Origin of the sequence: Bradyrhizobium forestalis (genome assembly GCF_002795245.1) — a bacterium.
GTDB classification, from domain to species: domain Bacteria; phylum Pseudomonadota; class Alphaproteobacteria; order Rhizobiales; family Xanthobacteraceae; genus Bradyrhizobium; species Bradyrhizobium forestalis.
Window position 1 is genome coordinate 129547 of the sequence record NZ_PGVG01000013.1, and the last position, 25627, is coordinate 155173.

The 25627-nt window shown below is 64.8% G+C and carries 26 protein-coding genes and 1 pseudogene; 13 read left to right on the forward strand and 14 right to left on the reverse strand.

Going from position 1 to position 25627, the window contains the following annotated elements; genetic code table 11:
• The first annotated feature begins 313 nt into the window (after window positions 1-313).
• Genes CVM73_RS17825 through CVM73_RS17835 form a run of 3 tightly spaced genes read left to right on the forward strand, consistent with a single transcriptional unit; the run spans window position 314 to window position 3115 of the window.
• Window positions 314-1021 (forward strand): Tim44/TimA family putative adaptor protein, encoded by a 708-nt coding sequence (locus CVM73_RS17825; RefSeq protein ID WP_100233247.1) that lies wholly within the window; start codon window positions 314-316, stop codon window positions 1019-1021.
• Window positions 999-2528: a murein transglycosylase A gene (mltA, locus tag CVM73_RS17830; protein ID WP_167406904.1), complete on the forward strand. Its 1530-nt coding sequence runs from the start codon at window positions 999-1001 to the stop codon at window positions 2526-2528. The genes CVM73_RS17825 and mltA overlap by 23 nt, the downstream gene beginning before the upstream one ends.
• Window positions 2525-3115 carry a Smr/MutS family protein gene (locus tag CVM73_RS17835; RefSeq protein ID WP_100233249.1) on the forward strand — a complete coding sequence of 197 codons (591 nt, stop codon included), beginning with the start codon at window positions 2525-2527 and terminating at the stop codon, window positions 3113-3115. Before mltA ends, CVM73_RS17835 begins: the two co-directional genes overlap by 4 nt.
• Window positions 3116-3282: 167 nt before the next feature.
• Here CVM73_RS17835 and CVM73_RS17845 read toward each other — a convergent pair whose 3' ends face one another.
• The 5 genes from CVM73_RS17845 to hslV form a co-directional block, all read right to left on the reverse strand.
• Window positions 3283-4407: a hypothetical protein gene (locus tag CVM73_RS17845; protein ID WP_100233306.1), complete on the reverse strand. Its 1125-nt coding sequence runs from the start codon at window positions 4405-4407 to the stop codon at window positions 3283-3285.
• A 228-nt stretch (window positions 4408-4635) separates the two neighbouring features.
• The gene (gene hslU, locus CVM73_RS17850) at window positions 4636-5940 is read right to left on the reverse strand and encodes an ATP-dependent protease ATPase subunit HslU (protein ID WP_100233250.1); all 1305 of its coding nucleotides are present in this window, start codon (window positions 5938-5940) and stop codon (window positions 4636-4638) included.
• A 49-nt stretch (window positions 5941-5989) separates the two neighbouring features.
• Window positions 5990-6607 carry a DUF2585 domain-containing protein gene (locus CVM73_RS17855; protein ID WP_100233251.1) on the reverse strand — a complete coding sequence of 206 codons (618 nt, stop codon included), beginning with the start codon at window positions 6605-6607 and terminating at the stop codon, window positions 5990-5992.
• Window positions 6604-7089 (reverse strand): GNAT family N-acetyltransferase, encoded by a 486-nt coding sequence (locus CVM73_RS17860; RefSeq protein ID WP_100233252.1) that lies wholly within the window; start codon window positions 7087-7089, stop codon window positions 6604-6606. The genes CVM73_RS17855 and CVM73_RS17860 overlap by 4 nt, the downstream gene beginning before the upstream one ends.
• Window positions 7090-7278: 189 nt before the next feature.
• On the reverse strand, window positions 7279-7839 hold the full coding sequence (hslV, locus tag CVM73_RS17865; RefSeq protein ID WP_100233253.1) for an ATP-dependent protease subunit HslV: 561 nt from the start codon (window positions 7837-7839) through the stop codon (window positions 7279-7281).
• 187 nt (window positions 7840-8026) lie between these two features.
• Between hslV and hisB the strand changes: the two genes are divergently transcribed.
• The 8 genes from hisB to CVM73_RS17905 all read left to right on the forward strand — a co-directional run bounded on the left by hisB (window position 8027) and on the right by CVM73_RS17905 (window position 13284).
• Window positions 8027-8620: an imidazoleglycerol-phosphate dehydratase HisB gene (gene hisB, locus CVM73_RS17870; protein WP_027561673.1), complete on the forward strand. Its 594-nt coding sequence runs from the start codon at window positions 8027-8029 to the stop codon at window positions 8618-8620.
• Window positions 8621-8684: 64 nt separating this feature from the next.
• Complete coding sequence (locus CVM73_RS17875; protein ID WP_100233254.1) at window positions 8685-9215, forward strand: DUF2628 domain-containing protein; 531 nt, start codon at window positions 8685-8687, stop codon at window positions 9213-9215.
• Complete coding sequence (gene hisH / locus CVM73_RS17880) at window positions 9212-9862, forward strand: imidazole glycerol phosphate synthase subunit HisH (protein WP_100233255.1); 651 nt, start codon at window positions 9212-9214, stop codon at window positions 9860-9862. The genes CVM73_RS17875 and hisH overlap by 4 nt, the downstream gene beginning before the upstream one ends.
• Window positions 9863-10004: 142 nt before the next feature.
• Window positions 10005-10739 carry a 1-(5-phosphoribosyl)-5-[(5-phosphoribosylamino)methylideneamino]imidazole-4-carboxamide isomerase gene (hisA, locus tag CVM73_RS17885; RefSeq protein WP_100233256.1) on the forward strand — a complete coding sequence of 245 codons (735 nt, stop codon included), beginning with the start codon at window positions 10005-10007 and terminating at the stop codon, window positions 10737-10739.
• 10 nt (window positions 10740-10749) lie between these two features.
• Window positions 10750-11523: an imidazole glycerol phosphate synthase subunit HisF gene (gene hisF, locus CVM73_RS17890; RefSeq protein WP_100233257.1), complete on the forward strand. Its 774-nt coding sequence runs from the start codon at window positions 10750-10752 to the stop codon at window positions 11521-11523.
• Between the two features lie 91 nt (window positions 11524-11614).
• Window positions 11615-11941, forward strand: a complete 327-nt coding sequence (locus tag CVM73_RS17895) for a phosphoribosyl-ATP diphosphatase (RefSeq protein ID WP_100233258.1) — start codon at window positions 11615-11617, stop codon at window positions 11939-11941.
• Between the two features lie 21 nt (window positions 11942-11962).
• A complete protein-coding gene (gene coaA / locus CVM73_RS17900) occupies window positions 11963-12919 on the forward strand; it encodes a type I pantothenate kinase (RefSeq protein ID WP_100233259.1) in 957 nt (318 codons plus the stop codon).
• Window positions 12920-13044: 125 nt separating this feature from the next.
• A complete protein-coding gene (locus CVM73_RS17905) occupies window positions 13045-13284 on the forward strand; it encodes a hypothetical protein (protein ID WP_100233260.1) in 240 nt (79 codons plus the stop codon).
• A 72-nt stretch (window positions 13285-13356) separates the two neighbouring features.
• Here the strand turns inward: CVM73_RS17905 and CVM73_RS17910 are convergent, their stop codons facing one another.
• The 6 genes and pseudogenes from CVM73_RS17910 to CVM73_RS17930 form a co-directional block, all read right to left on the reverse strand.
• The gene (locus tag CVM73_RS17910) at window positions 13357-14349 is read right to left on the reverse strand and encodes an AI-2E family transporter (RefSeq protein WP_347338457.1); all 993 of its coding nucleotides are present in this window, start codon (window positions 14347-14349) and stop codon (window positions 13357-13359) included.
• A 282-nt stretch (window positions 14350-14631) separates the two neighbouring features.
• A pseudogene (locus tag CVM73_RS17915) lies at window positions 14632-16900 on the reverse strand (ATP-binding protein).
• Between the two features lie 117 nt (window positions 16901-17017).
• The gene (locus CVM73_RS17920; RefSeq protein ID WP_100233262.1) at window positions 17018-17485 is read right to left on the reverse strand and encodes a hypothetical protein; all 468 of its coding nucleotides are present in this window, start codon (window positions 17483-17485) and stop codon (window positions 17018-17020) included.
• Window positions 17486-17593: 108 nt separating this feature from the next.
• Complete coding sequence (locus tag CVM73_RS17925; protein WP_100233263.1) at window positions 17594-19132, reverse strand: YifB family Mg chelatase-like AAA ATPase; 1539 nt, start codon at window positions 19130-19132, stop codon at window positions 17594-17596.
• 282 nt (window positions 19133-19414) lie between these two features.
• Window positions 19415-19837: a hypothetical protein gene (locus CVM73_RS39200; RefSeq protein WP_146006606.1), complete on the reverse strand. Its 423-nt coding sequence runs from the start codon at window positions 19835-19837 to the stop codon at window positions 19415-19417.
• 156 nt (window positions 19838-19993) lie between these two features.
• Window positions 19994-20383: a hypothetical protein gene (locus CVM73_RS17930; protein WP_100233264.1), complete on the reverse strand. Its 390-nt coding sequence runs from the start codon at window positions 20381-20383 to the stop codon at window positions 19994-19996.
• A gap of 521 nt (window positions 20384-20904) precedes the next feature.
• On the opposite strand from CVM73_RS17930, the gene CVM73_RS17935 reads away from it, so the two are divergent.
• The gene (locus tag CVM73_RS17935; RefSeq protein WP_028145870.1) at window positions 20905-21150 is read left to right on the forward strand and encodes a PilZ domain-containing protein; all 246 of its coding nucleotides are present in this window, start codon (window positions 20905-20907) and stop codon (window positions 21148-21150) included.
• Between the two features lie 80 nt (window positions 21151-21230).
• A complete protein-coding gene (locus CVM73_RS17940) occupies window positions 21231-22016 on the forward strand; it encodes a tetratricopeptide repeat protein (RefSeq protein WP_100233265.1) in 786 nt (261 codons plus the stop codon).
• Between the two features lie 21 nt (window positions 22017-22037).
• Here the strand turns inward: CVM73_RS17940 and CVM73_RS17945 are convergent, their stop codons facing one another.
• The 3 genes from CVM73_RS17945 to CVM73_RS17955 are packed head-to-tail and all read right to left on the reverse strand — an operon-like array spanning window position 22038 to window position 25625.
• Window positions 22038-23327, reverse strand: a complete 1290-nt coding sequence (locus CVM73_RS17945; protein WP_100233266.1) for a CpaE/TadZ family protein — start codon at window positions 23325-23327, stop codon at window positions 22038-22040.
• Complete coding sequence (locus tag CVM73_RS17950; protein ID WP_100233267.1) at window positions 23324-24055, reverse strand: CpaD family pilus assembly protein; 732 nt, start codon at window positions 24053-24055, stop codon at window positions 23324-23326. Before CVM73_RS17950 ends, CVM73_RS17945 begins: the two co-directional genes overlap by 4 nt.
• A 52-nt stretch (window positions 24056-24107) precedes the next feature.
• Window positions 24108-25625: a type II and III secretion system protein family protein gene (locus tag CVM73_RS17955; protein ID WP_100233268.1), complete on the reverse strand. Its 1518-nt coding sequence runs from the start codon at window positions 25623-25625 to the stop codon at window positions 24108-24110.
• Between the last annotated feature and the right edge of the window lie 2 nt (window positions 25626-25627).

Below are 25627 nucleotides of genomic sequence, written 5' to 3' on the forward strand. Positions count from 1 at the left end.
CCCGGATCGGGGATTCGGGCTGCGCCCGCGCCTTGGACGTTCATCCTGCCTTTTCCGCGAAATTGCGCCTTAAACGATTGAAGATGCGCGATTTCCGGGCAGGAACGGGTTTCCCCTTAAGCATAAAACGCGCTACACTTGCTACTGTGCCAAAAGGCGCCATTGGCCGGGCAAGATTTCGTGCCTACATCCCACGGACCTGATGTGGATCCAAAATGGTGATGTGGACTTGCCGTTTCCCTAGGGAACGGTCTACTGGCCGGATCGATTTTCCCGGCAACGACCCCTGACAAGACCAGAAAGCGAATACGACGTGGACATCTACACCATCATATTCCTGGCGCTGGCAGTCTTCATCTTCTTGAGATTGCGTAGCGTGCTGGGGCAGCGCACGGGCAATGAGCGACCGCCGTTCGATCGCACCGCCGCCCGCAATGCGTTGGGGGGTGCCCAGGACAACAACGTCGTGACCATGCCGGGCAAGGTGATCGACCAGGCCCCGCTGGCGCCGACGGCCGAGCCGACCGCACCCTCCGATCGCTGGAAGGAGCTGGCAGAGCCGGGCACTGCGCTGGCGCAGGGCCTCGATGCCATCGTCGAGAAGGATTCCAGCTTTGACCCGCGCCATTTCCTCTCGGGCGCCCGCGGCGCCTACGAGATGATCGTGCTGGCCTTCGCCAATGGCGACCGCCGCGCGCTGCGCGACCTGTTGTCGTCGGAAGTCTATGAGAGCTTCGACGCCGCGATTAGGGAACGCGAGAAGAACGAGCAGAAGACCGAGACGCGCTTCGTCTCGATCGACAAGGCCGAGCTCGTCGGCGCCGAGCTGCGCGATCGCACCGCCCAGCTCACCGTGCGCTTCGTTTCGCAGATGATCTCGGCCACCCGCGACAAGGCCGGCAACATCGTCGACGGCAGCGCCGACACGGTCGCCGACATCACCGATATCTGGACTTTCGCCCGCGACACCTCCTCTCGCGATCCGAACTGGAAGCTGGTTGGCACCGGAAGCGCGAATTAAGACTTTCCTGAAGACCGGCGCGACGGCGCTTTGCGCAGGTGCCGTCGTGCTGTCGTCGTTTTCGCTCGGCGCCGAGGCGGCGCGGCGCCACTACCGCAGCCACCATCACCATCCTCCGCAAGTGCCTGCCGCTCCGCCGCGGGCCTTGCCCTATCCGCAGCTCTCCCTGCCGCTCGAAATTCCCGGCGCGCAATATCTGCCGCTGGCCTGGGCGGACGTGAAGGGCTGGGGCGACGACGATCATCTTGCCGCCTACAAGACCTTCCGCGCCAGCTGCCGGTCGATCAATGCGCAGAACGGCGCGGCCGAACCCAAGGCTTTGGGCGCCTCGCTGAGCGAGCCTTGCCGGGCTGCCAAGACGCTCGATCTCACCGACGATGCCAAAGCGAAAACCTTCTTCGAGCAGAACTTCGCGCCGCTGCGGATCTCGCGCCTCGGCGAACCCGATGGTTTCGTCACCGGCTATTACGAGCCGGTGCTGGAGGGATCGCGCACGCAGACCGACGTCTACAACGTCCCCGTCTATCGCCGTCCCTCGAATCTGTTCGTGCGCGGCTACAAGCAGGATTCGGTCAGCCTGCCCAACAAGGGTCCGGTCTATCGCAAGATCGGCCGTCGCAAGCTGGTGCCCTATTACGATCGCGGCGAGATCGAGGACGGCAAGATCGCCGGCCGCGGGCTGGAGATTGCCTGGCTGAAAGACCCGACCGATCTCTTGTTCGCCCAGATCCAGGGCTCGGCGCGGATCAAGTTCGAGGACGGCGGCACGGTTCGGCTCAATTATGACGCCTATAACGGCTATCCCTATACGGCGGTCGGTCGCATCCTGATCGAGCGCGGCATCATCCCGAAAGAGGAGATGTCGATGCAGAAGATCAGGGAGTGGATGGCGCAGAATCCTGACGGTGCCAAGGAGCTGCGCCGGCAGAACCGCGCCTACATCTTTTTCCGCGAGGTCAATCTCTCCGACAAGGATGAGGCGGTGGGCGCGCAGGGCATTCCGCTGACGGCGGGACGCTCGATCGCGGTCGACAAATCGCTGCATGTCTACGGCACGCCGTTCTTCATCGAGGGCGAGCTGCCGATCGAATCCGAGCGCTCCAAGTCGCCGTTCCATCGGCTGATGATTGCGCAGGACACCGGGTCGGCCATTATTGGACCTGCGCGCGCCGATCTCTTTTTCGGCGCTGGTCAGGAAGCAGGCCGCATCTCCGGGCGGCTGCGCCACCCCATGCATTTCGTGATGCTGGTGCCGAAGAGCCTCGATCCCGGCCTGCGCGCCGCGAAGCTGCCGATACCGGACCCCAGGCCCTCGGAGAAGATCGCAAAACTGTTTCCGCAAACCGACCCGGCCAAGACGGGCACGCCTGCGGCCGCCGCGGCGCAAGGCAAGAACGAGACGGTTGCCATCGCCGGTCCCGTTCCGCTACCGGTGCCGCGTCCCGCGATCGAGCCTGCCTCTGAGCCGCGTCGACCGGTGAAGAATCGGCCTCATCGGCAGCAATGAAACGATCGTCCCGTCCGCCCGTGCTGGAGCCTCGCCCCTCGCCGCGCCGCCGCGCGCTGAGCGAGGAGGAGCGCGAGCTGTGGGATCTCGTTTCGAAGCAGGTCAAGCCGCTGCGGAAGCATCGCGTGGCGAAGGCGCATGCCGCGCCACGTGCTGAGTCGACACCCGCCGGTTCGGCCGTGCGACCCGCGTCATCGCCGCGGCCTGTCGCCGCTGCGCCGGTGCCGCGCGTCGTAAAACCGTCCGCGCCGCCCCTTGCGCCGCTTGGCAAGCGCGAGCGGACAAAGCTCTCGCGTGGCCGCAGCGAGATCGAAGCGCGGCTCGATCTGCACGGCATGACCCAGACGCGCGCCCATCGCGCGCTGGCCGGCTTCCTGCACCGCGCCCATCAGGACGGCCTGACCTTCGTGCTCGTCATCACCGGCAAGGGCCGCAGCGGCGGCGAGAGCGGGGTGCTCCGCCGCCAGGTGCCGGAATGGCTGAGCCTGCCGGAATTCCGTGCCTTCGTCGTCGGCTTCGAGACCGCGCATATCGGCCACGGCGGCGAGGGCGCGCTGTATGTCCGGATCAGGCGGGCGAGGGGTTAGAACGGCCGGATGATTCCGACGCGCGAGGCTTCTCTTGCCTCTCCCGCTTGCGGGAGAGGCCGTCGCGCGAAGCGCGGCGGGTGAGGGTTCTCTCCTCTTGGGGAATCCCTCTGTTGAGACACCCTCTCCCCAGCCCTCTCCCGCAAGCGGGCGAGGGAGCGCACCGTCTAAAACGGCCGGATGATTCCGACGCGTGGGATCAAGGTGATGATCAAGCCGTAGATATTCGTCTTCCGATCCTCCGCCGGAATCAGCGGCGTCTCCTTTGCAGACGGCAGCATCTTCACCGCATGCAGGAGCAGGATCATGCACACCGCCCAGTTCGAGATCCAGCGCGAATAGTCGAACACCATCGCGAACATCACGAGATAAGCGAGGCTGATCACGATCAGCGCCGCAACGATGAGGCGGCGATGTGTCTCGCTGGCGAGCGCGCCGATCAGGCTGGCGAAGAAGCGCCACAGCGGCGTATGCAGCCAGATCAGCAGTGCGAACACGGGTACGCCGAGAATGTTGTGCGGCAGGCGGCCCCAGGTGTCGGCAACCTCCTTCGCCAGCGGCTGGTACCAGATGTAGGCGAATTGCAGCAGGTCGGTGCGCGACGGATCGGCCATCCGGCTCTTCAGATACGCGACGAAGTCCGCTTCCGGGATCGGCATCGTTCCCAGGAATTGCGCCGCGAAGAACAGTGCCGAGACCATCAGCAAGGCAACGGCGCCGAAGGCGACGTTGCTGCGATTGCTGCCAAAGGCCAAGTAATGCCTGATCGTGACGATGGTGATGATCGTCGGCACATACATCAAGAGATGAATGTGATGGATCAGCACGAGAATGATCGAGAACAGCGCGGCCGTGGCAACGAACAGCAACGAGCCCGCCGGCATCAGCAGCAGCACGATCGCCAGCGCGCAGCCATAGATGTCGAAATGGCCGAGCGTGTGCATGAAGTTCTTCAGGAAGAACGGCGAGCCCGCGGTGAAGACGAACAGCGGCAGCGTTCTCGAGGAAAAGCCGAACGTCTTCCGAAACAGTTTTGCATACAGGGCGAGCGTCACCAGCCACGTCGCTCCGCCGAGCCCGAACACCAGCCAGACCGGCACCTTCGCCGTGAACAGTGCGACGATTGCCCCGATCAGCGCGCGCTTGATGAAGCCGAAATGGTAGTCGACGAGGAGATGGATATAGGGAACGTAAGGCGGCAGCTGGATCTTATGGATGAAGACGCCGACGATGATCGCGGCGTTGATCGCGAGCAGGAGCCGCCAGGGGTTTTGCCAGATATTAGCGGGCACGCGCACAAGACTCCGCCGTCGTCCCGGACAAGCGAACTCCTGGCAACGCGCAGCGTTGTCCAGAGTGAGCGCCGATCCGGGACCCATAACCACAGGAAGTCATTTGAGGCAGGGCTGGAGCTACTATCTGTTTCAACGAGAGCCGCCGGTGGTTATGGGTCCCTGCTCCCGTGCGCAATTGCGCACTAGGCAGGGACGACGGCGGATAGATAGCGGACTGAGTCGGAATTACAAAATGAACCGGCTCAGATCGGCGTTCTTGGCGAGGTCGCCGACGTGTTTCTGCACGTAATCGGCATCCACCTTGACCGTCTCGCCGTTGCGGTCGGGGGCGGTGAAGGAGATCTCGTCCAGCACCCGCTCCATCACGGTCTGGAGCCGCCGCGCGCCGATGTTCTCGACCGTGGAATTGACGGCGACCGCGACGTCGGCGAGCGCGTCGATCGCGCCGTCGGTGATGTCGAGCGTCACGCCCTCGGTCTGCATCAGGGCGATATATTGCTTGATCAGCGAGGCCTCGGGCTCGGTCAGGATGCGGCGCATGTCGTCGCGAGTCAGCGCCTGCAGCTCGACGCGGATCGGCAGCCGGCCCTGCAATTCCGGCAACAGGTCCGACGGTTTTGCGACGTGGAAGGCGCCGGAAGCGATGAACAGGATGTGATCGGTCTTCACCGCGCCATGCTTGGTCGAGACCGACGTGCCCTCGATCAGCGGCAGCAGATCGCGCTGCACGCCCTCGCGCGAGACGTCGCCGCCGACGCGGCCCTCGCGGGCGCAGATCTTGTCGATCTCGTCCAGGAACACGATGCCATTGTTCTCGACCGCGCTGATCGCTTCCAGCGTCAGCTGCTCGGTGTCCAAGAGCTTGTCGGATTCCTCGTTGATGAGGATCTCGTGCGAGCCTTCCACCGTCAGCCGCCGCGTCTTGCTGCGGCCGCCGAGCTTGCCGAAGATGTCGCCGATCGAAATCGCGCCCATCTGCGCGCCCGGCATGCCCGGGATCTCGAACATCGGCATGCCGCCGCCGGACGATTGCGTCTCGATCTCGATTTCCTTGTCGTTGAGCTCCCCGGCGCGCAGCTTCTTGCGGAAGGATTCCCGCGTCGCCGAGCTGGAGTTGGCGCCGACCAGCGCGTCGAGCACGCGCTCCTCGGCGGCAAGCTGCGCGCGCGCCTGCACGTCCTTGCGCTTCCTCTCGCGCACCTGGACGATCGCGACCTCGACGAGATCGCGCACGATCTGCTCGACGTCGCGGCCGACATAGCCGACCTCGGTGAACTTCGTCGCTTCCACCTTCAGGAACGGCGCATTGGCAAGCTTGGCGAGACGTCGCGCGATTTCCGTCTTGCCGACGCCGGTGGGGCCGATCATCAAGATGTTCTTCGGCAGCACCTCTTCGCGCAAGGAGCCTTCGAGCTGTTGCCGGCGCCAGCGATTGCGCAGTGCGATCGAGACGGCGCGCTTGGCGTCGCCCTGGCCGACGATGAAACGGTCGAGTTCGGAAACGATTTCGCGGGGGGAGAAGTCTGTCATGTCTGATTAGCTAGGGCGGGAGGCGGCCAAGGACAAGCCGCATTTTAGGTCAGATGATTGGCGGGCCCGATTGCCATTGCTTCACGGCCTCGAGCGGATGGATCAGCATCAGGATATTGAGCGTCAGATTGTCGCGAATATGGAGCGCCAGCATGATTTCGAAGGCAAGCCCGAGCAGCACGGTCGCGGTGACAGGCAGCATGCGAGCGGCAAGGAACCCCAGGATCATGGCCACATTGTCAGACACCGAATTGACGATGCTGTCGCCGTAATAGTCCAGCGAGATCGTGCCCGCGCGGTAGCGCTCGATGATGAAGGGCGAGTTCTCGACGATCTCCCAGGCGCCTTCAATCATCATGGCGATGATCAGCCGGGCTGGCCACGATAAGGTCAGGAACGGCAGCCGTGCGAACAGCAGCCAGGTCAAGCCGTAGAACAGGAAGCCGTGCAGCACGTGCGAAAAGCTGTACCAGTCGGCGATCTGCTGCGAATTCTCCGAGCTGTTCACCACGCCATGCCAGAGCTTGATGGTGCCGCAGGTGCAGATCGGGACCCGCCCCATCGCAAGCAGGATCGAGGCCTGCAGCGCCAGCAGCAACAGCGCAATGCCGGCCCAGGCGAGCGGCGGGACCGCGACCTTGCTCTCGCTCGTCTGCACCAGCGTCACGGTTCGCGCACCATCAGCAGTGCCGGACCGTCCGGCGTCTCGACCATACGGTCGCGGATGAATCCCGCCTTTTCATAAGCGCGTATCGCGCGCAGGTTCAGCGGGTCCGGATCGGTGACCATGCGCGGCAGACCATGCCGAAAACGTTCATCGACGAATTGGCGAATGAACGCCGAGCCGTGGCCGCGCGCGATCATGTCGCCGTCGCCGATGAACAGGTCGATCCCACGCGTGCCCTCCGGTTGCGGCCCGAAGCCCGTATTCCAGGCGGTCAGGCGGTAGCACTGAAGATAGCCGAAGGGCGTGTCGCCGGCCAATACGGTGAACTGATCCATCGCCGGCTCAGTGAGGTCGCCACTCACCAGCGAAAACTGCTCGTCCGGATCGCCCCACCACTCCCGCACATGGGCTTCGCCGAGCCAGCGCCGGATCAGCGGCAGGTCGGCCACGGTCATCGGGCGGAAGGTATAGCTTGGGGTCATCTAGCAACCACGGCGGTGCTGCGCCCCCTCTCCCGCCTGCGGGAGAGGGTTGGGGAGAGGGTGTCTCCGCAATGGGACAGCTCCCCAGAGGAGAGAGCCCCCACCCGGCGCTTCGCGCCGACCTCCCCCGCAAGCGGGAGAGGTTGCACCGAGCGTGCAGATAGGCGTTCGGACAAGATGACGCTCCGCCTACCCGCTCGGCAGGCTCTCGATGGTCACATTCCGGTTGGTGTAGACGCAGATCTCGGCGGCGATGTCGGGGGGGTGGCGGACGATGGTCTCGGCGTCCTTGTCGGTGTCGAGCAGGGCCCGGGCGGCGGCGAGCGCGTAGTTGCCGCCGGAGCCGATCGCCATTACGCCAGCCTCGGGCTCGAGCACGTCGCCGGTGCCTGTCAGCACCAGGGAGACGTCCTTGTCGGCCACGATCATCATGGCCTCCAGCCGCCGCAAATAGCGGTCGGTGCGCCAGTCCTTGGCGAGCTCCACGGCGGCCCGGGTCAGCTGCCCCGGATATTGCTCGAGTTTGGATTCCAACCGCTCGAACAGCGTAAAGGCGTCGGCCGTGGCGCCGGCGAAGCCGCCGATCACGTCGCCCTTCCCGAGCTTGCGGACCTTCTTGGCGTTGGACTTGATCACGGTCTGGCCGATCGAGACCTGGCCGTCGCCACCGACCACCACCTTGCCGCCTTTGCGGACCGTCAAAATCGTGGTGCCGTGCCAGACCGGCGAGCTGTTCTGGGAATTCTGCATGAATGACCCTCGTTGTCCGGCCTGATTTAGGGGGTCCGGAGCGGGGGCACAACGGGCCGTTCCGGCCCTAGATTTCGCTCACCATAGGCGGAAGTGCTGCCCTGTTCGGGCGTTCCCGCAGTAGCGAAGGTGCCATTTCGCTGTTAATAGACTGGCGTTTTCGGCCTAACCATAGCGAAAGCTTTCAATGCGCACCGCGACGATCAAGCGCAAGACCAAGGAAACCGACATCGAGGTCTCCGTGAACCTCGATGGCACCGGCGTGGCCAATATCGCGACCGGCATCGGCTTTTTCGACCATATGCTCGATCTTCTCGCCCGCCATTCCCGCATCGATCTCACGGTCAAGGCGGTGGGCGATCTGCACATTGATTATCACCATACCACCGAAGACACCGGCATTGCGCTTGGCCAGGCGGTCAAGCAGGCGCTCGGCAACATGGCGGGCATCACCCGCTATGCCGGCGTGCACATGCCCATGGACGAGACGCTGTCGCGCGTGGTCATCGACATCTCGGGCCGCCCGTTCCTGGTGTTCAAGGCCGACTTCCCCCGCGATAAGATCGGCGAGTTCGACACCGAGCTCGTGCGCGAGTGGTTCCAGGCCTTCGCCATCAATGCCGGCGTGACTCTCCACGTCGAGACCCTATATGGCGATAACAGCCACCATATCGCCGAGTCCTGCTTCAAGGGTCTGGCGCGGGCGCTGCGCACCGCCGTTGCGATCGATCCGAAGGCGGCGGGCGAAATCCCGTCCACCAAGGGCTCGCTCGGCGGCTGACATCTCCGTCTCGCGGCGAACGCCGCCGGCGGCATCATTGAATTCCTAGGAGCGGGGCATCACCATGCCTGTCTACACAGTTCATGCTCCCTTCCCCGGCGGAGCCGATCTGCGCGCGACCGACAAATTCGTCTTCGTGCGCGACGGCTTCCATTTCTGGGCGATGATCTTCGGTCCGTTCTGGCTGCTGTGGAATCGGCTGTGGCTGGCGCTGATCGGCTGGCTGGTCTTCATGGCGGCATTCCATGCAGGCCTCTCCAGCCTGGGTCTCGGTCGGAGCTCGATCTTCTTCGCCGACATCGTCGTCGCGCTGTTGACGGGCCTCGAGGCCTCCACCCTGCGGCGCTGGACGCTGTCGCGCGGCAAGTGGCGGCAGCTCGACATCGTCGTTGCCGACGACCATGACACCGCCGAGCGTCGCTTCTTCGAGTGCTGGAGCCAGAAGCAGCACGGCATCGTCAACGATCAATGGGCCGTCGATCGCGGCGGTCCGCCGCCGACCCGGGGCGTGCCGGGGCAGCAGTTCTCGAACCCGCCGCCGATTCCGGCCGGCGGCATCATTGGATTGTTTCCAGAACCGGGAGGGTCAAGATGAGCGTCGCCATCATCGATTACGGTTCCGGCAATCTGCATTCCGCGGCCAAGGCGTTCGAGCGCGCGGCACGCAGCCTGGAGAGCCCGCAAAAGGTCTTCGTCACCAGCGATCCGGACCAGGCCTACAGCGCCGACCGCCTGGTGCTGCCGGGCGTCGGCGCCTTCGCCGATTGCCGGCGTGGCCTCGATGCCGTCAACGGCATGGTCGAGGCGATCACCGAAGCGGTGCGGGTCAAGGCGCGGCCCTTCTTCGGCATCTGCGTCGGCATGCAGCTGATGGCGAGCCGCGGCAAGGAGCACGTCATCACCGAAGGCCTGAACTGGATCGGCGGCGACGTCGAGAAGATCACGCCGCGCGACGAGAGCCTGAAGATTCCCCACATGGGCTGGAATACGCTCGAGGTGCTCAGGGAGCATCCGGTGCTGAACAAGCTGCCGCTCGGCCCGAAGGGCCAGCACGCCTATTTCGTGCATTCCTATCACCTCAATCCCGCCAGCGAGGCGGACGTTCTCGCGCGGGCCGATTACGGCGGGCCTGTCACCGCGATCGTCGCGAAGGACACCGCTATCGGCACGCAGTTTCACCCCGAGAAGAGCCAGCGTTTCGGCCTGGCCCTGATCTCGAATTTCTTGCGATGGAAACCGTGATGGCGCTCGCTCTTGTTACCTCCCCCCTTGCGGGGGAGGTCGAACGCGAAGCGTTCGGGAGGGGGGTAAGCCACGAGCACCGTCCTCTCGGCTACCCCCCTCCCCGACCCTCCCCCGCAAGGGGGGAGGGAGAAGGTGCGACATGATCCTCTTTCCAGCGATCGACCTCAAGAACGGTCAGTGCGTGCGCCTCGAGCAGGGCGACATGGCGCGCGCGACCGTTTTCAACCTCAATCCCGCTGCTCAGGCGCAGAGCTTTGCCGAGCAGGGCTTTGAATATCTCCACGTCGTTGACCTCGACGGTGCCTTCGCCGGCAAGCCGGTGAATGCCGAGGCCGTCGAGGCGATGCTGAAGACGATTCCGATCCCGGTGCAGCTCGGCGGCGGCATCCGCGATCTCAAGACCGTCGAAGCCTGGCTCGACAAGGGCATCACCCGTGTCATCATCGGCACCGCCGCGGTGCGCGATCCCGAGCTGGTGAAGTCCGCGGCGAAGAAATTCCCCGGCCGCGTGGCCGTCGGCCTCGACGCCCGCGACGGCAAGGTCGCGGTCGAAGGCTGGGCCGAGACCTCGCAGGTGACGGTGCTCGAGATCGCCAAGCGCTTCGAGGATGCCGGCGTCGCCGCCATCATCTTCACCGACATCGCGCGTGACGGCCTGCTCAAGGGCCTGAACTTAGAGGCGACCATCGCGCTGGCCGACGCCATCTCGATTCCGGTGATCGCCTCCGGTGGCCTCGCCTCGATCGAGGACGTCAGGGCGATGCTGACGCCGCGCGCGAAAAAGCTCGCCGGCGCGATCGCCGGCCGTGCGCTCTACGACGGCCGGCTCGATCCCGCCGCCGCCCTCGCCCTGATCCGCAATGCGCGCGCGTAGGAGCTGACCGATGTTCAAGGTGCGCGTGATCCCCTGCCTCGACGTCAAGGACGGCCGTGTCGTCAAGGGCGTCAACTTCGTCGACCTGCGCGATGCCGGCGATCCTGTCGAAGCCGCGATCGCCTATGACGCCGCCGGTGCCGACGAGCTCACCTTCCTCGACATCACCGCGACCCATGAGAACCGCGGCATCATGCTGGACGTGGTCCGGCGCACGGCGGAAGCCTGCTTCATGCCTGTCACAGTCGGAGGCGGCGTGCGCGAGGTCAACGACATCAAGACGCTGCTGCGCGCCGGCGCCGACAAGGTCTCGATCAACAGCGCCGCGGTGGCGCGGCGTGAGTTCGTCAAGGAAGCCGCCGAAAAATTCGGCGAACAGTGCGTCGTGGTTGCGATCGACGCCAAGCGCGTCAAACGCCCGGGCGGTGACCGCTGGGAGATCTTCACCCATGGCGGCCGCAACTCCACCGGTATCGATGCCATCGAATATGCCCAGGAGGTGGTCGCGCTCGGCGCCGGTGAAATCCTGCTCACCTCGATGGACCGCGACGGCACCAGGCAGGGGTTCGACATTCCGCTGACCCGCGCGATCGCCGACAGCGTTCCCGTTCCCGTGATCGCCTCGGGCGGCGTTGGCAATCTCGACCATCTCGTCGACGGTATCCGCGACGGGCACGCCACCGCCGTGCTGGCCGCCTCGATCTTCCATTTCGGGGAATTCACCATTCGCGAAGCCAAGGAGCACATGGCGCGGCGCGGGCTGCCGATGCGCCTGGATGCCTGACGACTCCGGTTCACAACAATGCTACATTGGCGGACGGGAATGGCCGTCCGTGGCCAAATGTGCTGCCAAGCGTGTTTTTTGAGCAAGTCCGATGCCGCGTTTCACGATCCATGATCTGGCCGAGACCATCGACGCCCGCGCGGCCTCCGGCGGTGAAGCGTCCTATACCCGCAAGCTTCTCGACAAAGGCGCCGAGCATTGCGCCAAGAAGTTCGGCGAGGAAGCAGTCGAAACCGTAATCGCTGCAGTCGAAAACGATCGCGCGCATCTGATCGCTGAAAGCGCAGATCTGCTCTATCATTTCCTTGTGCTGCTCAAGGCCCGCGGCGTAAAGCTGGAAGAGGTCGAAGCCGCGCTGGACAAGCGGACGAACATGTCAGGGTTGGAAGAGAAGGCGTCGCGCAAGGGCGGCAACTAGCCGAGGTGGAGAGGTCGCGTCATGGATATCCGCGCACCGGAGCAGCAGTATAATCCGTACCGCGTCTATACGCGCGAGCAGTGGGCGCGCCTGCGCGACGATACGCCGATGACGCTGGAGCCGGGCGAGTTCGACCGGCTGCGCTCGCTGCATGATCGCCTCGACCTGCAGGAGGTCGAGGACATTTATCTTCCGCTGTCGCGCCTGTTGTCGATCTACGTCGATGCGACGCAGCGCCTGTATTACGCGGAGCGCCAGTTTCTCAACATCCGCGATCGCAAGGTGCCCTACATCATCGGCGTCGCCGGCTCGGTTGCGGTCGGGAAATCCACCACGGCACGTGTGCTTCAGGCCCTGCTGGCGCGCTGGTCGCCGCGGCCGAAGGTCGAACTGATCACCACCGACGGATTTCTCTATCCCAACGCGGTGCTCGAGCGGCACGGCATGATGCAGAAGAAGGGTTTTCCGGAGAGCTACGATCTGCCGCTGCTGCTCAGCTTCCTCTCCGACATCAAGGCCGGCCGCCGCCACGTGCGCGCGCCGGTCTATTCGCATCTGACCTACGACATCGTGCCGAACCAGTGGGCCGAGATCGACCAGCCCGACATCCTGATCGTCGAGGGCGTCAACGTGCTGCAAACCGGCAAGCTGCCGCGTGACGGCAAGGCAGTGCCCGTGGTCTCCGACTTCTTCGATTTCTCGGTCTACATCGACGCCGACGAAGCGGCGCTGCGGCAATGGTACATCAAGCGCTTCCTGGCGTTGCGTGACACCGCATTCACCAATCCAAAATCCTATTTCAACCGCTACGCGCTGCTGTCGGATGAGGAAGCCACCGCCACTGCGATCGCGATCTGGGAACGCACCAACCTCGCCAATCTCGAGGACAACATCCTGCCGACCCGCCCCCGCGCGACGCTGATCCTCAAGAAGGGCCCGGATCACGTGGTGGAGAGCGTGGCGCTCAGGCGGCTGTAATCGCGCCGGTGGACGTGGGCCTGAGCTAAATTCGGGCCTTAGCTAATTCTTCAGGCTGAGTATCTTTCGTTGCAGACCAACGAAGGGTATTTCGTTATGGCCTTCGAGAACGCGAGGAGGCCCCCATGGTTGATCGTCTCAGAAGCGCCGCGGAGCAGCTGGAAGCACCGATCTGCTCGGACTGCCATATCGAGATGAAGTGGTTCCGCTCGGAACTGCTCGTGGACGAGCCGACCCCGATCATCGCGCATCTCTTCGTGTGCCCGCACTGCAAGCGCGCCGCGCAGACAGACACCATCTTCAGGGGCGTTCAAGCGCCGCCTGAAAAGCTGTCTGCGCCGCGCTTTATCGCCTATGCCGCGTAAGAGATCCTTCCGGGTCGGCCAGATCCGAAGCCCGACGGGCGCCTCCCACCGCCGAGGGGGCAGAAATGACGGTCATTTCCGGACCTCCTGTTGCGCCTTCCAGCCGACGAAGATGTGCCACGTCGTCAGAAACATCGCGGCGACGAGCGGGCCGATGACAAAGCCGTTCGCCCCGAACGTCGCAAGGCCGCCCAAGGTGGCAAGCAGCACGACATAACTTGGCATCTGGATCGACTGGCCGACCAGGATCGGGCGGAGAAAATTGTCCGCAAGGCCAATCACGAAGGTGCCGAAAGCGAGCAGGATGAGGCCCTTCGTGACTGCGCCTGCCACAAGCAAATAGAGTGCGACCGGAACCCAAACCAGGGCGGAGCCGAGCACGGGCAGCAGCGAAACCAGCGCCATCAGCGCGCCCGCCAGCAGCGGTGCCGTCAGGCCGAGCAGCCAGAAGATGAGCCCGCCAAGCGCCCCCTGAATCAGGGCGACGAGAACGATCCCTTTGATCGTTCCGCGAACCGCCAGCGTGAACACATCGAGAATTTCGGTGGTGTGGCTCGGGTGCAGCGGGAGTGCGTCGCGAATGCGGGCGTTGAGCTCTTCACCATCGCGCAGCAGGAAGAACAGCAGGTACAACATCACGAGCAGGCTTGCGACGAACTCCAGCGTCACCTGACCGATGTTGATCGCATGCCCGGCCAGCTGTTGGCCGGCAGGGACGACCAGACCCGACAGGCGTTCCTTCAGGGACGAAAGATCGATGCCGGCCAGGCGATCCGAGAGGGACGCAGCCCAGTCGGGCAGCGCGGATTTCAGCCGCTGCAGGGGATGAGCGAGGCTGATCTCCCCGCTCTGAACGCGCTGATACAGCTCTCCGCCCTGGTCGACGAGCGAAGCGATCACGATCGCCACGGGGATCAGGACCATGACGATCACCACGACGACGGTGACCAATGCGGCCAGGTTGTGCTTTCCCGGGCAGGATTTCAGGACCCGTCGATAGAATGGGGCGAAGATGATGGCCAGCAGCGTGGCCCACAACAATGCGCCGGAGAACGGCCAAAGCACCCAGGCGAACGCAACGGAGATCGCGCCGAGCAGGATGAGGAATGAACGGTCTTCCGATGCTCTCACGTGTTCGCCAGCTCTTCACTCGTTGGTCAGACGACGTCCGTAGCACAACATCGTGGCGGAGCGGCAAGCCGTGACGGCGCCCCGCCACGTCACGCGAGCACTCGGCTCGCTCCGGATGCTGGCGACGCGCGGCTCATTGTCGGGCGTCCTTGCCAATGGCATCGGCGATCCTCTTGCAAGTGCCCCCGAGGATGGTGACGCGCAACGCGGCCGATTTCAATTACCGATTGCCGGCCGAAAGGAGGCTCCCGTGAGGTTCGGGACTGTCAGATGCAGGGACGCGGCCCAGCCCGGCCAGCGCCTCCTCGAGCTTCTCCCGATCGAGCGGCTTGATCAGAAATCCGTTCATGCCCGCCTCGAAGCAGGCATAACGATCCTCCACCAGCGTGTTGGCGGTGAGCGCCAGGATCGGCGTGTGGTGACCGACCGTGGCCGCCTCGTGCGCGCGGATGCGCTTGGTCGCCTCGATGCCGTCGAGCTGCGGCATCTGGATGTCCATCAGCACGAGATCGTACGGCGTGCCGGCGGATGAGGCGGCGAGCCAGGATTCCAGCGCGGCCTCGCCGTGGACGGCGATGACGACGCGATGGCCGAGCTTGGTCAGCAGCGAGCGCATCAACAAGGCGTTGATCTCGTTGTCTTCGGCGACGAGGATCGACAGGCCTTTCGCCTGTGCTGTGCCGGTGGATACAGCCGACGGCTCCGGCGCGAGATCGGGCGAGGCGACCTCCGGCGTCAGGGCGAGACGCGCGGCGAGTGAGGCCGCGCGCAGCGGCTTGACCAGAAAGCCGGTGAAGGCCGGCGACAGCTTCTCGTGGCGCGAGCTCGACGTCAGCAGCACGAGGCGCTGCAACGCATGTGCGCGGGCCGCGTCACCCAGATGGTCGGTGATGGCAGGACCGATCGCGCGATCGATCAGCACCGCGTGCCATGAGCGTTCCGGCAGCAGTGCTTCGGCGACCGCCGCATCCGCAACCAGGCAGGTCTGGCCGCCCCAGCGCTCGAGACGCCGCGCGATCAACGAGGCCTCGATGCCGTCGGCGACGAGGAGCATCGACTTGCCGGTGAGGTCGGGGCTCGGAAATGCGGTTTGCCCGGCGTCGGCTTGCGATGGCGGAAGCGGCACCGCGACCTCAAAGGTCGAGCCCTTGCCCGGCTCGCTCGTGAGCGTGATCCGGCCGCCCATGCGCTTGACGATGCGCTCGCTGATGGCAAGGCCGAGCCCGGTGCCGCCATAGGTCCGGGCGACGCGCTCGTCGGCCTGCTCGAACTCGCGGAAGATGCGCTGCTGTGCTTCGGCGGCAATGCCGATGCCGGTATCGCGGACCAGGAAGCTGATCTCGTTCGGCCAGATGCCGGGCTCGACGATCAGCGCGACGCCGCCGTTGCCTGTGAACTTGATGGCGTTGCCGGCGAGGTTGAGCAACACCTGGCGCAGCCGCGCGGCGTCGCCGACTACTTCGAGCGGCAGGCGCTCGTCGACATAGGCGGCGATCTCGAGCGACTTCGCCTGCGCGCGCGGCGCGAGCAGCTCGGTGATCTCCTCGACCAGGGTCGAGAGCGCGAAGGGACGCTGATCGAGGTCGAGCTTGCCGGCCTCGATCTTGGAATAGTCCAGCAGTTCCTCGATCAGCGCCATCAAGGCTTCGCCCGAGGTTTTCACCGCCCTGGCATAGGTCGCCTGCTCCGGGGTCAGCGTGGTGTCGAGCAACAGGCCGCCCATGCCGATGATGCCGTTCAGCGGCGTGCGGATCTCATGCGAGGCCATCGCGAGGAAGCGCGATTTGGCGCGGTTGGCGGCATCGGCCTGGTCGCGCGCGTCGGACAATGCGCGTTCGGTCTCGGTCCGGTCGGTGACGTCGCGGCCCACGCTCTGCAATTCGGCGGGCTGCCCGGCATCGAGGCGGACATAGCCCTCGCGCCAGGCGATCCAGCGCGCACCGAGCGGGGTTGCGATCTTCTGGTCGTGGATGCGCGTGCCGTTGCTCTCGCGCGCGCTGTCGCCCTGCTCCAGCACGTCGAAATCGAAGCGCGTGCCGACCAGCGCGCCGCGCGCCTGTCCTGCGAGCGCGCAATAGGCCTCGTTGGCAAAGGTGATGCGGCCGCTTGTGTCGCGCAGCACGATGAGGTCGCCCTGCTGTTCGAACAGGCTGCGGGCGCGTTCCTCCGCTTCCTTCAGCTCCCAATTGCGGTCGATCAACGCCTCGTTGTGGGCGGCGAGCGTCCGCAGTCGCTTGCCCACGAAGCGCAGGCGTATGCTCAACGTCGCAAGGCCGAGGCAGGCGAGCGCAAACAGGAAGCTCGCGCCGATCGCAAAGGCGTGGGGATCGTAGCCGGAATTCTCGGACCGGCTGCCGGACACGAAACCATAGGCGCCACCGAAGGTCGCCGAGAAAATCATGAAGGAGCGGATCGCGAAGGCTAGCCTGGGATGCTGCCGCCTGAAGCGGCGCATGCGCACCTTGATCCGGAACGTCCGACCCATCGCAACCGACCCTTGCCTGTGACCCCCGCCGCCGCGTGCGACGATGGCCCGCTGACCTTGCGAACAGCTTGAGGTTTTGGCGCTGCCTCCAAACAGGGTTGACGAGGTGTTAACGGGTTAAAGCGAAGCCGCCTGGACGCGGCCATGGCCGCCGCGGGCGCCGACGATCAGCGCCGCCGCTTCGCGCGGCGAGAACGTCTTCGAGCGCACATAGATGCGGTAATCCGCCGGTCCTTCGCTGGAGAGATAGATCACCTGGCCGCCATCGACCGGCTGCGCGGCAATCGAGACCAGGCGGGTCGACGGATTGGCCTGGCAGGACTCCGGCTCGTCGCCGAGGCCGTCGTCGACGACGGCGAAGTCCGCAACGTCCGCATCGTCGGTGATCTGGACCCGGACCGTGGCCCGCGCAGGATCGTCGGTGAAGGCGACATGCACGCCGGCGGTCCAGAACAGGGAGGTGAGCTCGACCGATGTTTCGCCCAGCGCGATGCAGGGATGCGAAACCGATCCGATCTCGGCGCGGGCGAACACCGCAGCCGCCAACACGGGGACAACCGAGGCCAGGAACTTGAAACGCAACATGACGCTCTACTCGCCAGGCCCTTGGAACCTCACAACCGAAAGCGTTGGGCCTTATGGTTTGCAGAGCGTAAAGGAAACTCGTTACCGCCGGGTTGATGCGCGAGGCGCTTACGCCATCTGCCGCACATCCTCCGCGAGTGCGCGGTAGGAGAGCGCTTCCGCCAGGTGCAGCCGGCCGATCTTGTCGGCGTGATCGAGGTCGGCCAGCGTACGCGCCACCCGCAGCACGCGGTGATAGCCGCGCGCCGACAGGCGCATGGTCTCGGCGGCATCCCTCAGCAGTTTCTGACCCTGCGCGTCGGGCTTTGCGATCTCCTCCAGCACCGAGGCGGGCGCCTCGGCATTGGTGCGAATGCGGGGCAAGCCAGCATCCGCATAGCGCGTGAGCTGGATGTCGCGCGCCGCCGCCACGCGGGCGGCGACCTCAGCCGAGCCTTCCGCCGGCGGCGGCAGAATGAGGTCGGCGGCCGACACCGCCGGCACCTCGATGCGCAGATCGATGCGGTCCATGAGCGGACCGGAGATGCGCGCCTGGTAATCGCCGGTGCAGCGGTCGATGCGGCCGCGCTTGCAGGCATAGCCGGGCTCGAACGCATTGCCGCAGCGGCAGGGATTCATGGCCGCGACCAGCATGAAGCGGGCAGGGTAGGTGACGCGGTGATTGGCGCGCGACACCGCGACCTCACCGTTCTCCAGCGGCTGGCGCAGCGAATCCAGCACGCGCGGATCGAACTCCGGCAGCTCGTCGAGGAACAGCACGCCCTGATGCGCCAGCGAGATCTCGCCGGGCTTGGCGCGCATGCCGCCGCCGGTGAGCGCGGCCATGCTGGCGGAGTGATGCGGCGAGCGGAACGGGCGCCGCGCCGTCAGCGCGCCGCCTTCGATCTCGCCGGCGACGGACGCGATCATCGAGACCTCGAGCAGCTCGCCCGGCGACAGCGGCGGCAGGATCGAGGGCAGGCGCGCGGCCAGCATCGATTTGCCGGCGCCGGGCGCGCCGACCATGAGCAGGTGATGCCCGCCGGCGGCCGCGATCTCCAGCGCGCGCTTGGCGCTTTCCTGGCCCTTGATGTCGCGCAGGTCGAGCGTGGAGGCGGCGGCCTCGTGCACCCTGGGCGAGGGCCGCGACAGCACCTGCGTGCCCTTGAAATGGTTGGCGATCTGGATCAGCGAGCTTGCCGCGATGATCTGGATGTCCGGGCTCGCCCACGCTGCTTCGGAGCCGCAGGCCGCCGGGCAGATCAGCCCTTCCTCGCGCATATTGGCGCCGATCGCGGCGGGAAGAACGCCGGCCACGGGTGCGATCGAGCCATCGAGGCCGAGCTCGCCGAGCACGGTGAAGCCGGTCAGCGCATCCGGCGGGATCGCCCCGATCGCCGCCATCAGCCCGAGCGCGATCGGCAGGTCGTAATGGCTGCCTTCCTTCGGGACGTCGGCTGGGGCCAGATTGACGATGATCCGCCGCGCCGGCAGCGCCAGCCCCGAGGCGATCAGCGCCGAGCGCACCCGCTCGCGCGCCTCCGACACCGCCTTGTCCGGCAGGCCGACGATGGCGAAGGCCGGCAGGCCGGGCGCGACCTGCACCTGCACGTCGACCGCGCGGGCCTCGATCCCCTCAAAGGCGACGGTAGAAACCCGTTGAACCATGCTGTGCCCCCTCGCACAATCGAAGGTAGCAGAGCCAGGGTGGCCTTGACAAGAACAATACGCGAACATACGCGCCGGCGGCACCCTTGGCACCGCGGCGTCAGGTGCACCTCCGAAGGATCATGGCATGCGCCAATGGCGCTATCCTTCGAAAGAAAGGGTAGGAAAAGGACCCCTCTTTAGTAGAAAACGTTAATGACTAACACTATATCTTGAGTTGGCATACGAATCATTTGGTCCGATTCGGACCAATCCGAGTTGGGCCCTGTACGCCGCGAAGGCTCAAGTTCCTGCTTGGGAATCTTCCACAGACTCGTCTGCGGGAGTAGCGCGTATGGGGCCTTGCCGCTTTGGCGGGTCTTGCTTTTGAGATGCGAAATTCCAGTGGCGGTAAGGGTGGTTCCAGCGATTAGTTCGGTCGCCGCCGTGGCCGGTCGTGATGCCGATATTGAAGTTCGGATAGATTTCGCGAATGCGCTTATTGATGTGATTGTAGACGCGGAGCTTTGCGAGTGTCTTTGCTGATCGTCGCGTCTTACCGTCGTGTTTGTCCTTGTGTTTGCGGGTCAGTCGAAAGTTCATCGCACCCAGGATCACGTCGAGACATTGCAGAATGTCATGCTTGTGCGATGAAACCTCTACTATGTCCTCCAGCGAGAACCTAATATCTTTCGCCCGAAACTCAGATCGATCGCCCAACCGCACGACGTAGTCCTTGAATGAGGCGCACTGAGCGGCATTAAGCGGCAGCTCGTCAGGGTAAAGCGCTTCGACGAACAGCTCGGTAAGATCGCGCCAGAAGCCATCTGGTCCGAAGAAGGAAGGCGGGGGCGGTCAATGATCGCCCGTCGCCATATTACCCTACTGCTCGTTGCAGGGCGTGGTGGTGATCTGGCGGATGTCCGTCTCGATGTTCTCACGGAGCGCGAGAACGCCGGGAACGTGCAGCGTCAGGATATGGCTGGCCCGATGAGCAACAATGCCCGGCCACTGATGATGCAGTCGCAGGTCGTTATAGAGGCGACGCTGGAAACTGCTTGTCTCGCCAATATAGATCGGGTCCCACTGACCGTTTGCTCCGATCTTGACAAAGATGTAGACGCCGGAGCGCGGCAGGTACTCAGTGCCGATTGGGTGGATCTGGAACTGATAGACCGCTCCACTTGCACCACGAACGGTCGCAAGGGGAGGCGCCGGATCCTGAGGAACCAAGCCGAAGGGCGAGGTTTGCGGAAAGAGCGGTGGAGTCATTAGTCACCTGCTAGCTATGCAGAGAGACAGGCTTGACCACCGGTAGGAAGTTCGATTCACTCGAACTGTTAGACCAAGAACCGACGTTCCGCTGGGCCCGTCCCTCGGGTTAAATTAGCGGACTGGAACTTCCGAAAGCCACCCTGAGCCCGCCAGCTCTTGGTGGCTTCTTCGATTCCAGATGTCTGCCAACATCTGCCCGTCGGATTTGTGGGTCAAGAACTAGCGTCGAGTTATGCGGGTAAATACCAAATCTGGTGGATAACCAGCCGAGTTGCGTTAGGTTGTACGCCTAAGTCTCTGCGATCGTTCTGAAATCAGGTTTGCAAGGACACGCTCCCACCCACATGCAAGGACAAAACGGGAAATATTTCCGGGCGCCGCGCTAGCCCTAACCAATCGTAAACGCGACGCGGAGACTACGCTTCGAATGCGGTCTTCTGTCCTCAGCACATCCCAACGAATGTCCGCTATTCCTGGGGCTGCGGGATGGGCCGTGATCTAACTAGTGAAGAAGCAAGATGCTGGTAAATCGCCGGAGAAGCGAACGTCGGGTGTGCAGCCGGCTCGCCAAGATCCATTTTGGCGCGGGCTCGCTGCCGCGGGATTGCACGATCACGGATATTTCGGATGGCGGCGTGAAAGTGGTGGCGGAATTTTTGGAAGTGCCGCCGCAGTTCACCATCATCTTCGCGCCCGATTATTCCCGCCAATGCCGCCTGCGCTGGCGCATCGGCTGCGAATTCGGTGCCGAATTCGTCGACTGAACCTCAACAGGCGCGCCTCCTTAACGGGACTTTAGCGTTAATCGGTAAGCATCTCTGATCAGTTGCCGAGTGATCAGAGTATGTCCAAGCGTTCGTTCCTCGCTCTTCCCCCGGCGAGATATCTGTGTTCCGCCGTTCTGATCCTTGCCCTCGGCGGCTGTCAGACCACCGGTATTGAGGACGTCACCGGTGCGCTCGGCGGCAAGCAGGAGTCCGTCGCCAAGGCCGACATCAAGGCCGACGCCAGGCCGGAGATGGACGCACTTCGCGAGCGTTATCGCGCCAAGCCCAGCGATCCCGCAATTGCTATCGAATATGGCAAGGCGCTGCGCGACAGCGGCCAGCGTGCGCAGGCGGTCGCGGTGCTGGAGCAGGCCGTGCTCGCCCATCCCGGCAACAAGGCGCTGCTCGCCAGCTATGGCCGCGCACTCGCCGACAGCGGCAATTTCCAGCAGGCCTTCGACGTCCTCGGCCGCGCTCATTCGCCCGAGGATCCCGATTGGCGCATCCTGTCGGCGCAGGGCGCGGTGCTCGATCAGCTCGGCCGCAACGAGGAAGCGCAGCAATATTACGCCGCAGCGTTGAAGATCGTGCCGAACGAGCCGACCGTGCTGTCCAATCTCGGCCTGTCCTATATGCTGCAAAACAATTTGTCGAAGGCCGAACAGGTGCTCGGCCGCGCTCATCAGCGCAATCAGAACGATGCGCGGGTCCGCGCCAATCTGGCGCTCGTGCTGGGATTGCAGGGTCGCGAGGCCGAGGCCGAAATCCTCGTGAAGGCAGATTTGCCGCCGGACCAGGCAGCGGCCAAGGTCGCGGCGCTGAGGCAGTTGCTGGCGAAGAAGCAGCAGCGGGCGGACAAGTAATCCGCCCCTTCTGGTGTACGCTTACGACGCCTTGCGATGCGGGGCCGAGCCGCGTCCTGACTTGCCCTTCAGCTTCTTCAACAGCGGCTCGAGCAGCGAGCGCTTCGGCTTCTTCACCTCGCCGCGGCCGGCGAGGCGGTTCGCCATGGCCTGGAACAGAAGGGTGGTGCGGTGGGTCTTGGAGACCTCCGCGATCATCTGGCCGTTGTTGGCCGCGGTGGAAAACAGTTTCGAATCGAACGGGATCACCGCGATCGGCTGGCTCTCCATGGTCTTGGCGAAGGCCTTGACCTCGATCTCCGCGCGCTTGTGCATGCCGACCTGGTTGAGGCAGTACAGCGGCGGCCGGTCGTTCGGTCGTGCCGCCTTCAGCACGCTCAGCATGTTCTTGGTGTTGCGCAAGTTCGCGAGATCGGGCTCGGCCACGATCACGATGTCGTCGGCGCTCACCAGCGCGCGCCGCGTCCAGCCGGACCATTGATGGGGAACGTCGAGCACGATGCAGGGCGTGGTCATGCGCAGCGTGTCGAACACGGCATCGAAGGCTTCGGCACCGAAATCGTAGACGCGGTCGAGCGTGGCGGGCGCCGCCAAGAGGCTGAGGCGATCGGTGCATTTGGCGAGCAGGCGCTCCATCAGCGCCGTGTCCGGCCGGTCCTGCGACAGCACCGCATTGGCGATGCCCTGCACCGGATCCTGGTTGTAGTCGAGGCCCGCCGTGCCGAAGGCGAGGTCGAGATCGATCACGACGGAATCGAGCGAGAGGTCCCGGGCAATGGTCCAGGCCAGATTATGCGCGACGGTGGATGCGCCGACGCCGCCCTTGGCGCCGACCACCGCGATGACGCGGCCGGTGATGATGGCCTCGGAGGCCGAGAACAGGCTGCAGATCGAGCGGACGACGTCGAGGGTCTCGACCGGTCCGACCACGTAATCGTTGACGCCGCGGCGCACCAGCTCGCGATAGGGCGCGGTGTCGTTGGGATTGCCGATCACGACCACGCGGGTGCCGGGATCGCAGACGCCGGCGAGGTCGTCGAGCCCCTCGAGGATGTCGCGCGTGCCGTCGGACTCGATGACGATCACGTTCGGCGTCGGCATCGATTCATAGGCCTCGATCGCCGCGGCGAGGCCACCGTCCTTGGCGGTGAGGTGGGCCTTGGCGAGCCGGCGATCCTGGCCCGCCGCGGTCACCGCCTTGAGCGTCTGCTCGGTCTCGCAAAAGGCCTGCACCGAAATGCGAGGAACCGGCGCGATGTGTTCGTCGGGGTGCCGCGGATCGTCCGCGTCTTCGTCGTGGATGCCTGTCATTTGCCGGTATCGCTGAGTTTGGCCTTGTCGGATTCGGCAGAGGGCGTCGCGATCGGCGTGCCCTTGCGGTAACGGTCGAAGGCGATGTCGCGCCGTGCGGTATAGGCCGGCGTCTCGGCGCGCGGCTGCTCGAGGTCGGCCGGGTTGTCGATCATCGCCGCGAGATTGCGCTGGCTGGCGCAGCCCAGATTGAAATAGGGCCGGTTCTCGCTGTAGTCGGGATCGAGGATGGAGGGGCCGACGTCTTCCGGCCACAGCCCGCAGGGGCCGGCGACGGCCGCGATCTTCGAATAACTCAGGCGGATGGTCGGCAGCAGCCCGGGATCCTCAGGACGATAGGGATGCTGGACGATGGCACGCGACGGCACGCCGCCGGACGCGAGCACGGAGCGGATTTCCTGATAGGTCGCAGCAGCCGCGCGCGAATTGGCGGTGTCGACCGGCACGTCGACGACGACGGAGCCGGTGCCTTCGCGCACCCAGTCCCGCGCGATGCCCGCGACGTCGGAATGCTGCGCGGCCGACAGGCCGCCTCTCGCCTTGCCGACGAAGATCACGATCGACTTCTTGCCTTCCTGCACCGCGATCGGGTGGCGCTGGCGATAGTCGGTCGGCACCGTCTGGGTGACGATCTCGGTGGTGTTGCAGGCGCCGAGCATGACGGAGAGCCCCGTCAGTGCCAGTGCGATCCGCAACTTGCGACGTCGATCGGCTCTCGTCTTCGTCATCGCCTGATCCCCTCTTGCCCCGTTTCTTGCCCCGGTCCCCAAACCGTTCGTCTCAGTCGATGATGAAACCGAAATCACCGGGCGTGCCGCTGATCGGATCGACACGGCTCGCGATGCCGTAGAGGCGGTTGACCCGGCCGAGCAGCGCCCTCTGCGCGTCCGAGGCCGGCGCGAAGCCGTCGTCGGGCCGCGACAGTTCCTTCTGGGCGACCGCGCGCACCACATAGGGCGTCACGATCACCATCAGCTCGGTCTCGTTGTTGACGAAGTCCTGGCTGCGGAATAGCGCGCCGATGATCGGCACCTGGTCGACGCCGGGCAGGCCGCTGATCGCCTGCTTGGTCTGCTGCTGGATCAGGCCGGCCATCGCCATCGAGCCGCCTGAGGGAATTTCCAGCGTCGTTTCGGCGCGGCGGGTCTGCACCGAAGGAATCGTGATCGAGTTGTTCGTGGTCAAGGACACGGCCTGCGTCAACGTGATCGAGTTGGTGTTCGACAGCTCCGAGACCTCGGTCATCACGCGCAGGCTGATGCGGCCTTCGCTGAGCACGACCGGGGTGAAGTTCAGGGAGATGCCGAACTTCTTGTAGGTGACCTGCGTGGTGCAGACGTGAGTGACCGGATCGCAGGCATAGCCCCCGGGAATCGGGAATTCGCCGCCGGCGACGAAAGTGGCGGATTCGCCCGAGATCGCGGTCAGGCTCGGCTCGGCCAGAGTGCGCATGACACCGGCGCTCTCCATCGCCCGCATCGTGGCGTTGACGGTGGCGACGCCCTTGGCGAGCCCGGTGACGCCGAGCCCATTGCTGCCGACGATTGGCCCGCCGGAGACCGAGAACGGGTTGGAATTGTTGAAATTCACCACGGCGGTGCCGGCGTTCAGGCTGGCGCTGAGATCGACGCCGAGCTGCTTGACGATGTCGCGGCGGACTTCGCCGACCACGACCTTGAGCATGACCTGGTCGCGGCCGCGCACAACGATGTTGTTGACGACCTTGTCCGAGCCGCCGACCAGTTTTGCCGCGACGTCGCCGGCCTGCTGGGCCTCGACCGGGCTCGACACCGAGCCGGTCAGCATCACGCTGTCGCCGACGCCTTCGATCTGCACGCCCGGCAAGGACTGGCGCAGAGCCGCGCGCATGCCGTTGAGATCGCGCTTCACAGCGATGTCATAGGACGCGACCTGCTGGCCGTCGGCGGTGAAGAACACGACGTTGGTCTGGCCGACCTGGCCGCCGATGATATAGGCGCGCTGGGCCGAGCGGATCACCGCGTTGGCAATCTTGGGATCGGCCACCAGCACGTCCTTGACCTCGCGCGGCAGGTCGATGACGACCGACTTGCCGACGCCGAGCGAAAGAAAGCGCGTCCGCGCCGGTGCGACTGTCCCGACCGGCGACACGCCGAGGTCCGGCGCCTGCATCGGCGCCTGGTCGCCGACCGGCGCATCAGCTGCGCTGACGACGCTGGGCGCCGCGAGCAGCCCCAGCATCAACATCGTCCCCGCCAGGAACGAGCGCGCGCGCTTCCCCCGAATGCGCAGGCCCGTCCGATCACCCCCGTAGTTCATGC

Coding starts and splice junctions, on each gene's coding strand:
- CVM73_RS17835 (WP_100233249.1), top strand. CDS start 2,525: ATGAAACGATCGTCCCGTCCGCCCGTGCTGGAGCCTCGCCCCTCGCCG.
- hslU (WP_100233250.1), bottom strand. CDS start 5,940: ATGACAGACTTCTCCCCCCGCGAAATCGTTTCCGAACTCGACCGTTTC.
- CVM73_RS17860 (WP_100233252.1), bottom strand. CDS start 7,089: ATGACCCCAAGCTATACCTTCCGCCCGATGACCGTGGCCGACCTGCCG.
- hslV (WP_100233253.1), bottom strand. CDS start 7,839: ATGCAGAATTCCCAGAACAGCTCGCCGGTCTGGCACGGCACCACGATT.
- hisB (WP_027561673.1), top strand. CDS start 8,027: ATGCGCACCGCGACGATCAAGCGCAAGACCAAGGAAACCGACATCGAG.
- CVM73_RS17875 (WP_100233254.1), top strand. CDS start 8,685: ATGCCTGTCTACACAGTTCATGCTCCCTTCCCCGGCGGAGCCGATCTG.
- hisH (WP_100233255.1), top strand. CDS start 9,212: ATGAGCGTCGCCATCATCGATTACGGTTCCGGCAATCTGCATTCCGCG.
- hisA (WP_100233256.1), top strand. CDS start 10,005: ATGATCCTCTTTCCAGCGATCGACCTCAAGAACGGTCAGTGCGTGCGC.
- hisF (WP_100233257.1), top strand. CDS start 10,750: ATGTTCAAGGTGCGCGTGATCCCCTGCCTCGACGTCAAGGACGGCCGT.
- CVM73_RS17895 (WP_100233258.1), top strand. CDS start 11,615: ATGCCGCGTTTCACGATCCATGATCTGGCCGAGACCATCGACGCCCGC.
- coaA (WP_100233259.1), top strand. CDS start 11,963: ATGGATATCCGCGCACCGGAGCAGCAGTATAATCCGTACCGCGTCTAT.
- CVM73_RS17905 (WP_100233260.1), top strand. CDS start 13,045: ATGGTTGATCGTCTCAGAAGCGCCGCGGAGCAGCTGGAAGCACCGATC.
- CVM73_RS17920 (WP_100233262.1), bottom strand. CDS start 17,485: ATGTTGCGTTTCAAGTTCCTGGCCTCGGTTGTCCCCGTGTTGGCGGCT.
- CVM73_RS17925 (WP_100233263.1), bottom strand. CDS start 19,132: ATGGTTCAACGGGTTTCTACCGTCGCCTTTGAGGGGATCGAGGCCCGC.
- CVM73_RS17930 (WP_100233264.1), bottom strand. CDS start 20,383: ATGACTCCACCGCTCTTTCCGCAAACCTCGCCCTTCGGCTTGGTTCCT.
- CVM73_RS17935 (WP_028145870.1), top strand. CDS start 20,905: ATGCTGGTAAATCGCCGGAGAAGCGAACGTCGGGTGTGCAGCCGGCTC.
- CVM73_RS17940 (WP_100233265.1), top strand. CDS start 21,231: ATGTCCAAGCGTTCGTTCCTCGCTCTTCCCCCGGCGAGATATCTGTGT.
- CVM73_RS17945 (WP_100233266.1), bottom strand. CDS start 23,327: ATGACAGGCATCCACGACGAAGACGCGGACGATCCGCGGCACCCCGAC.
- CVM73_RS17950 (WP_100233267.1), bottom strand. CDS start 24,055: ATGACGAAGACGAGAGCCGATCGACGTCGCAAGTTGCGGATCGCACTG.
- CVM73_RS17955 (WP_100233268.1), bottom strand. CDS start 25,625: ATGAACTACGGGGGTGATCGGACGGGCCTGCGCATTCGGGGGAAGCGC.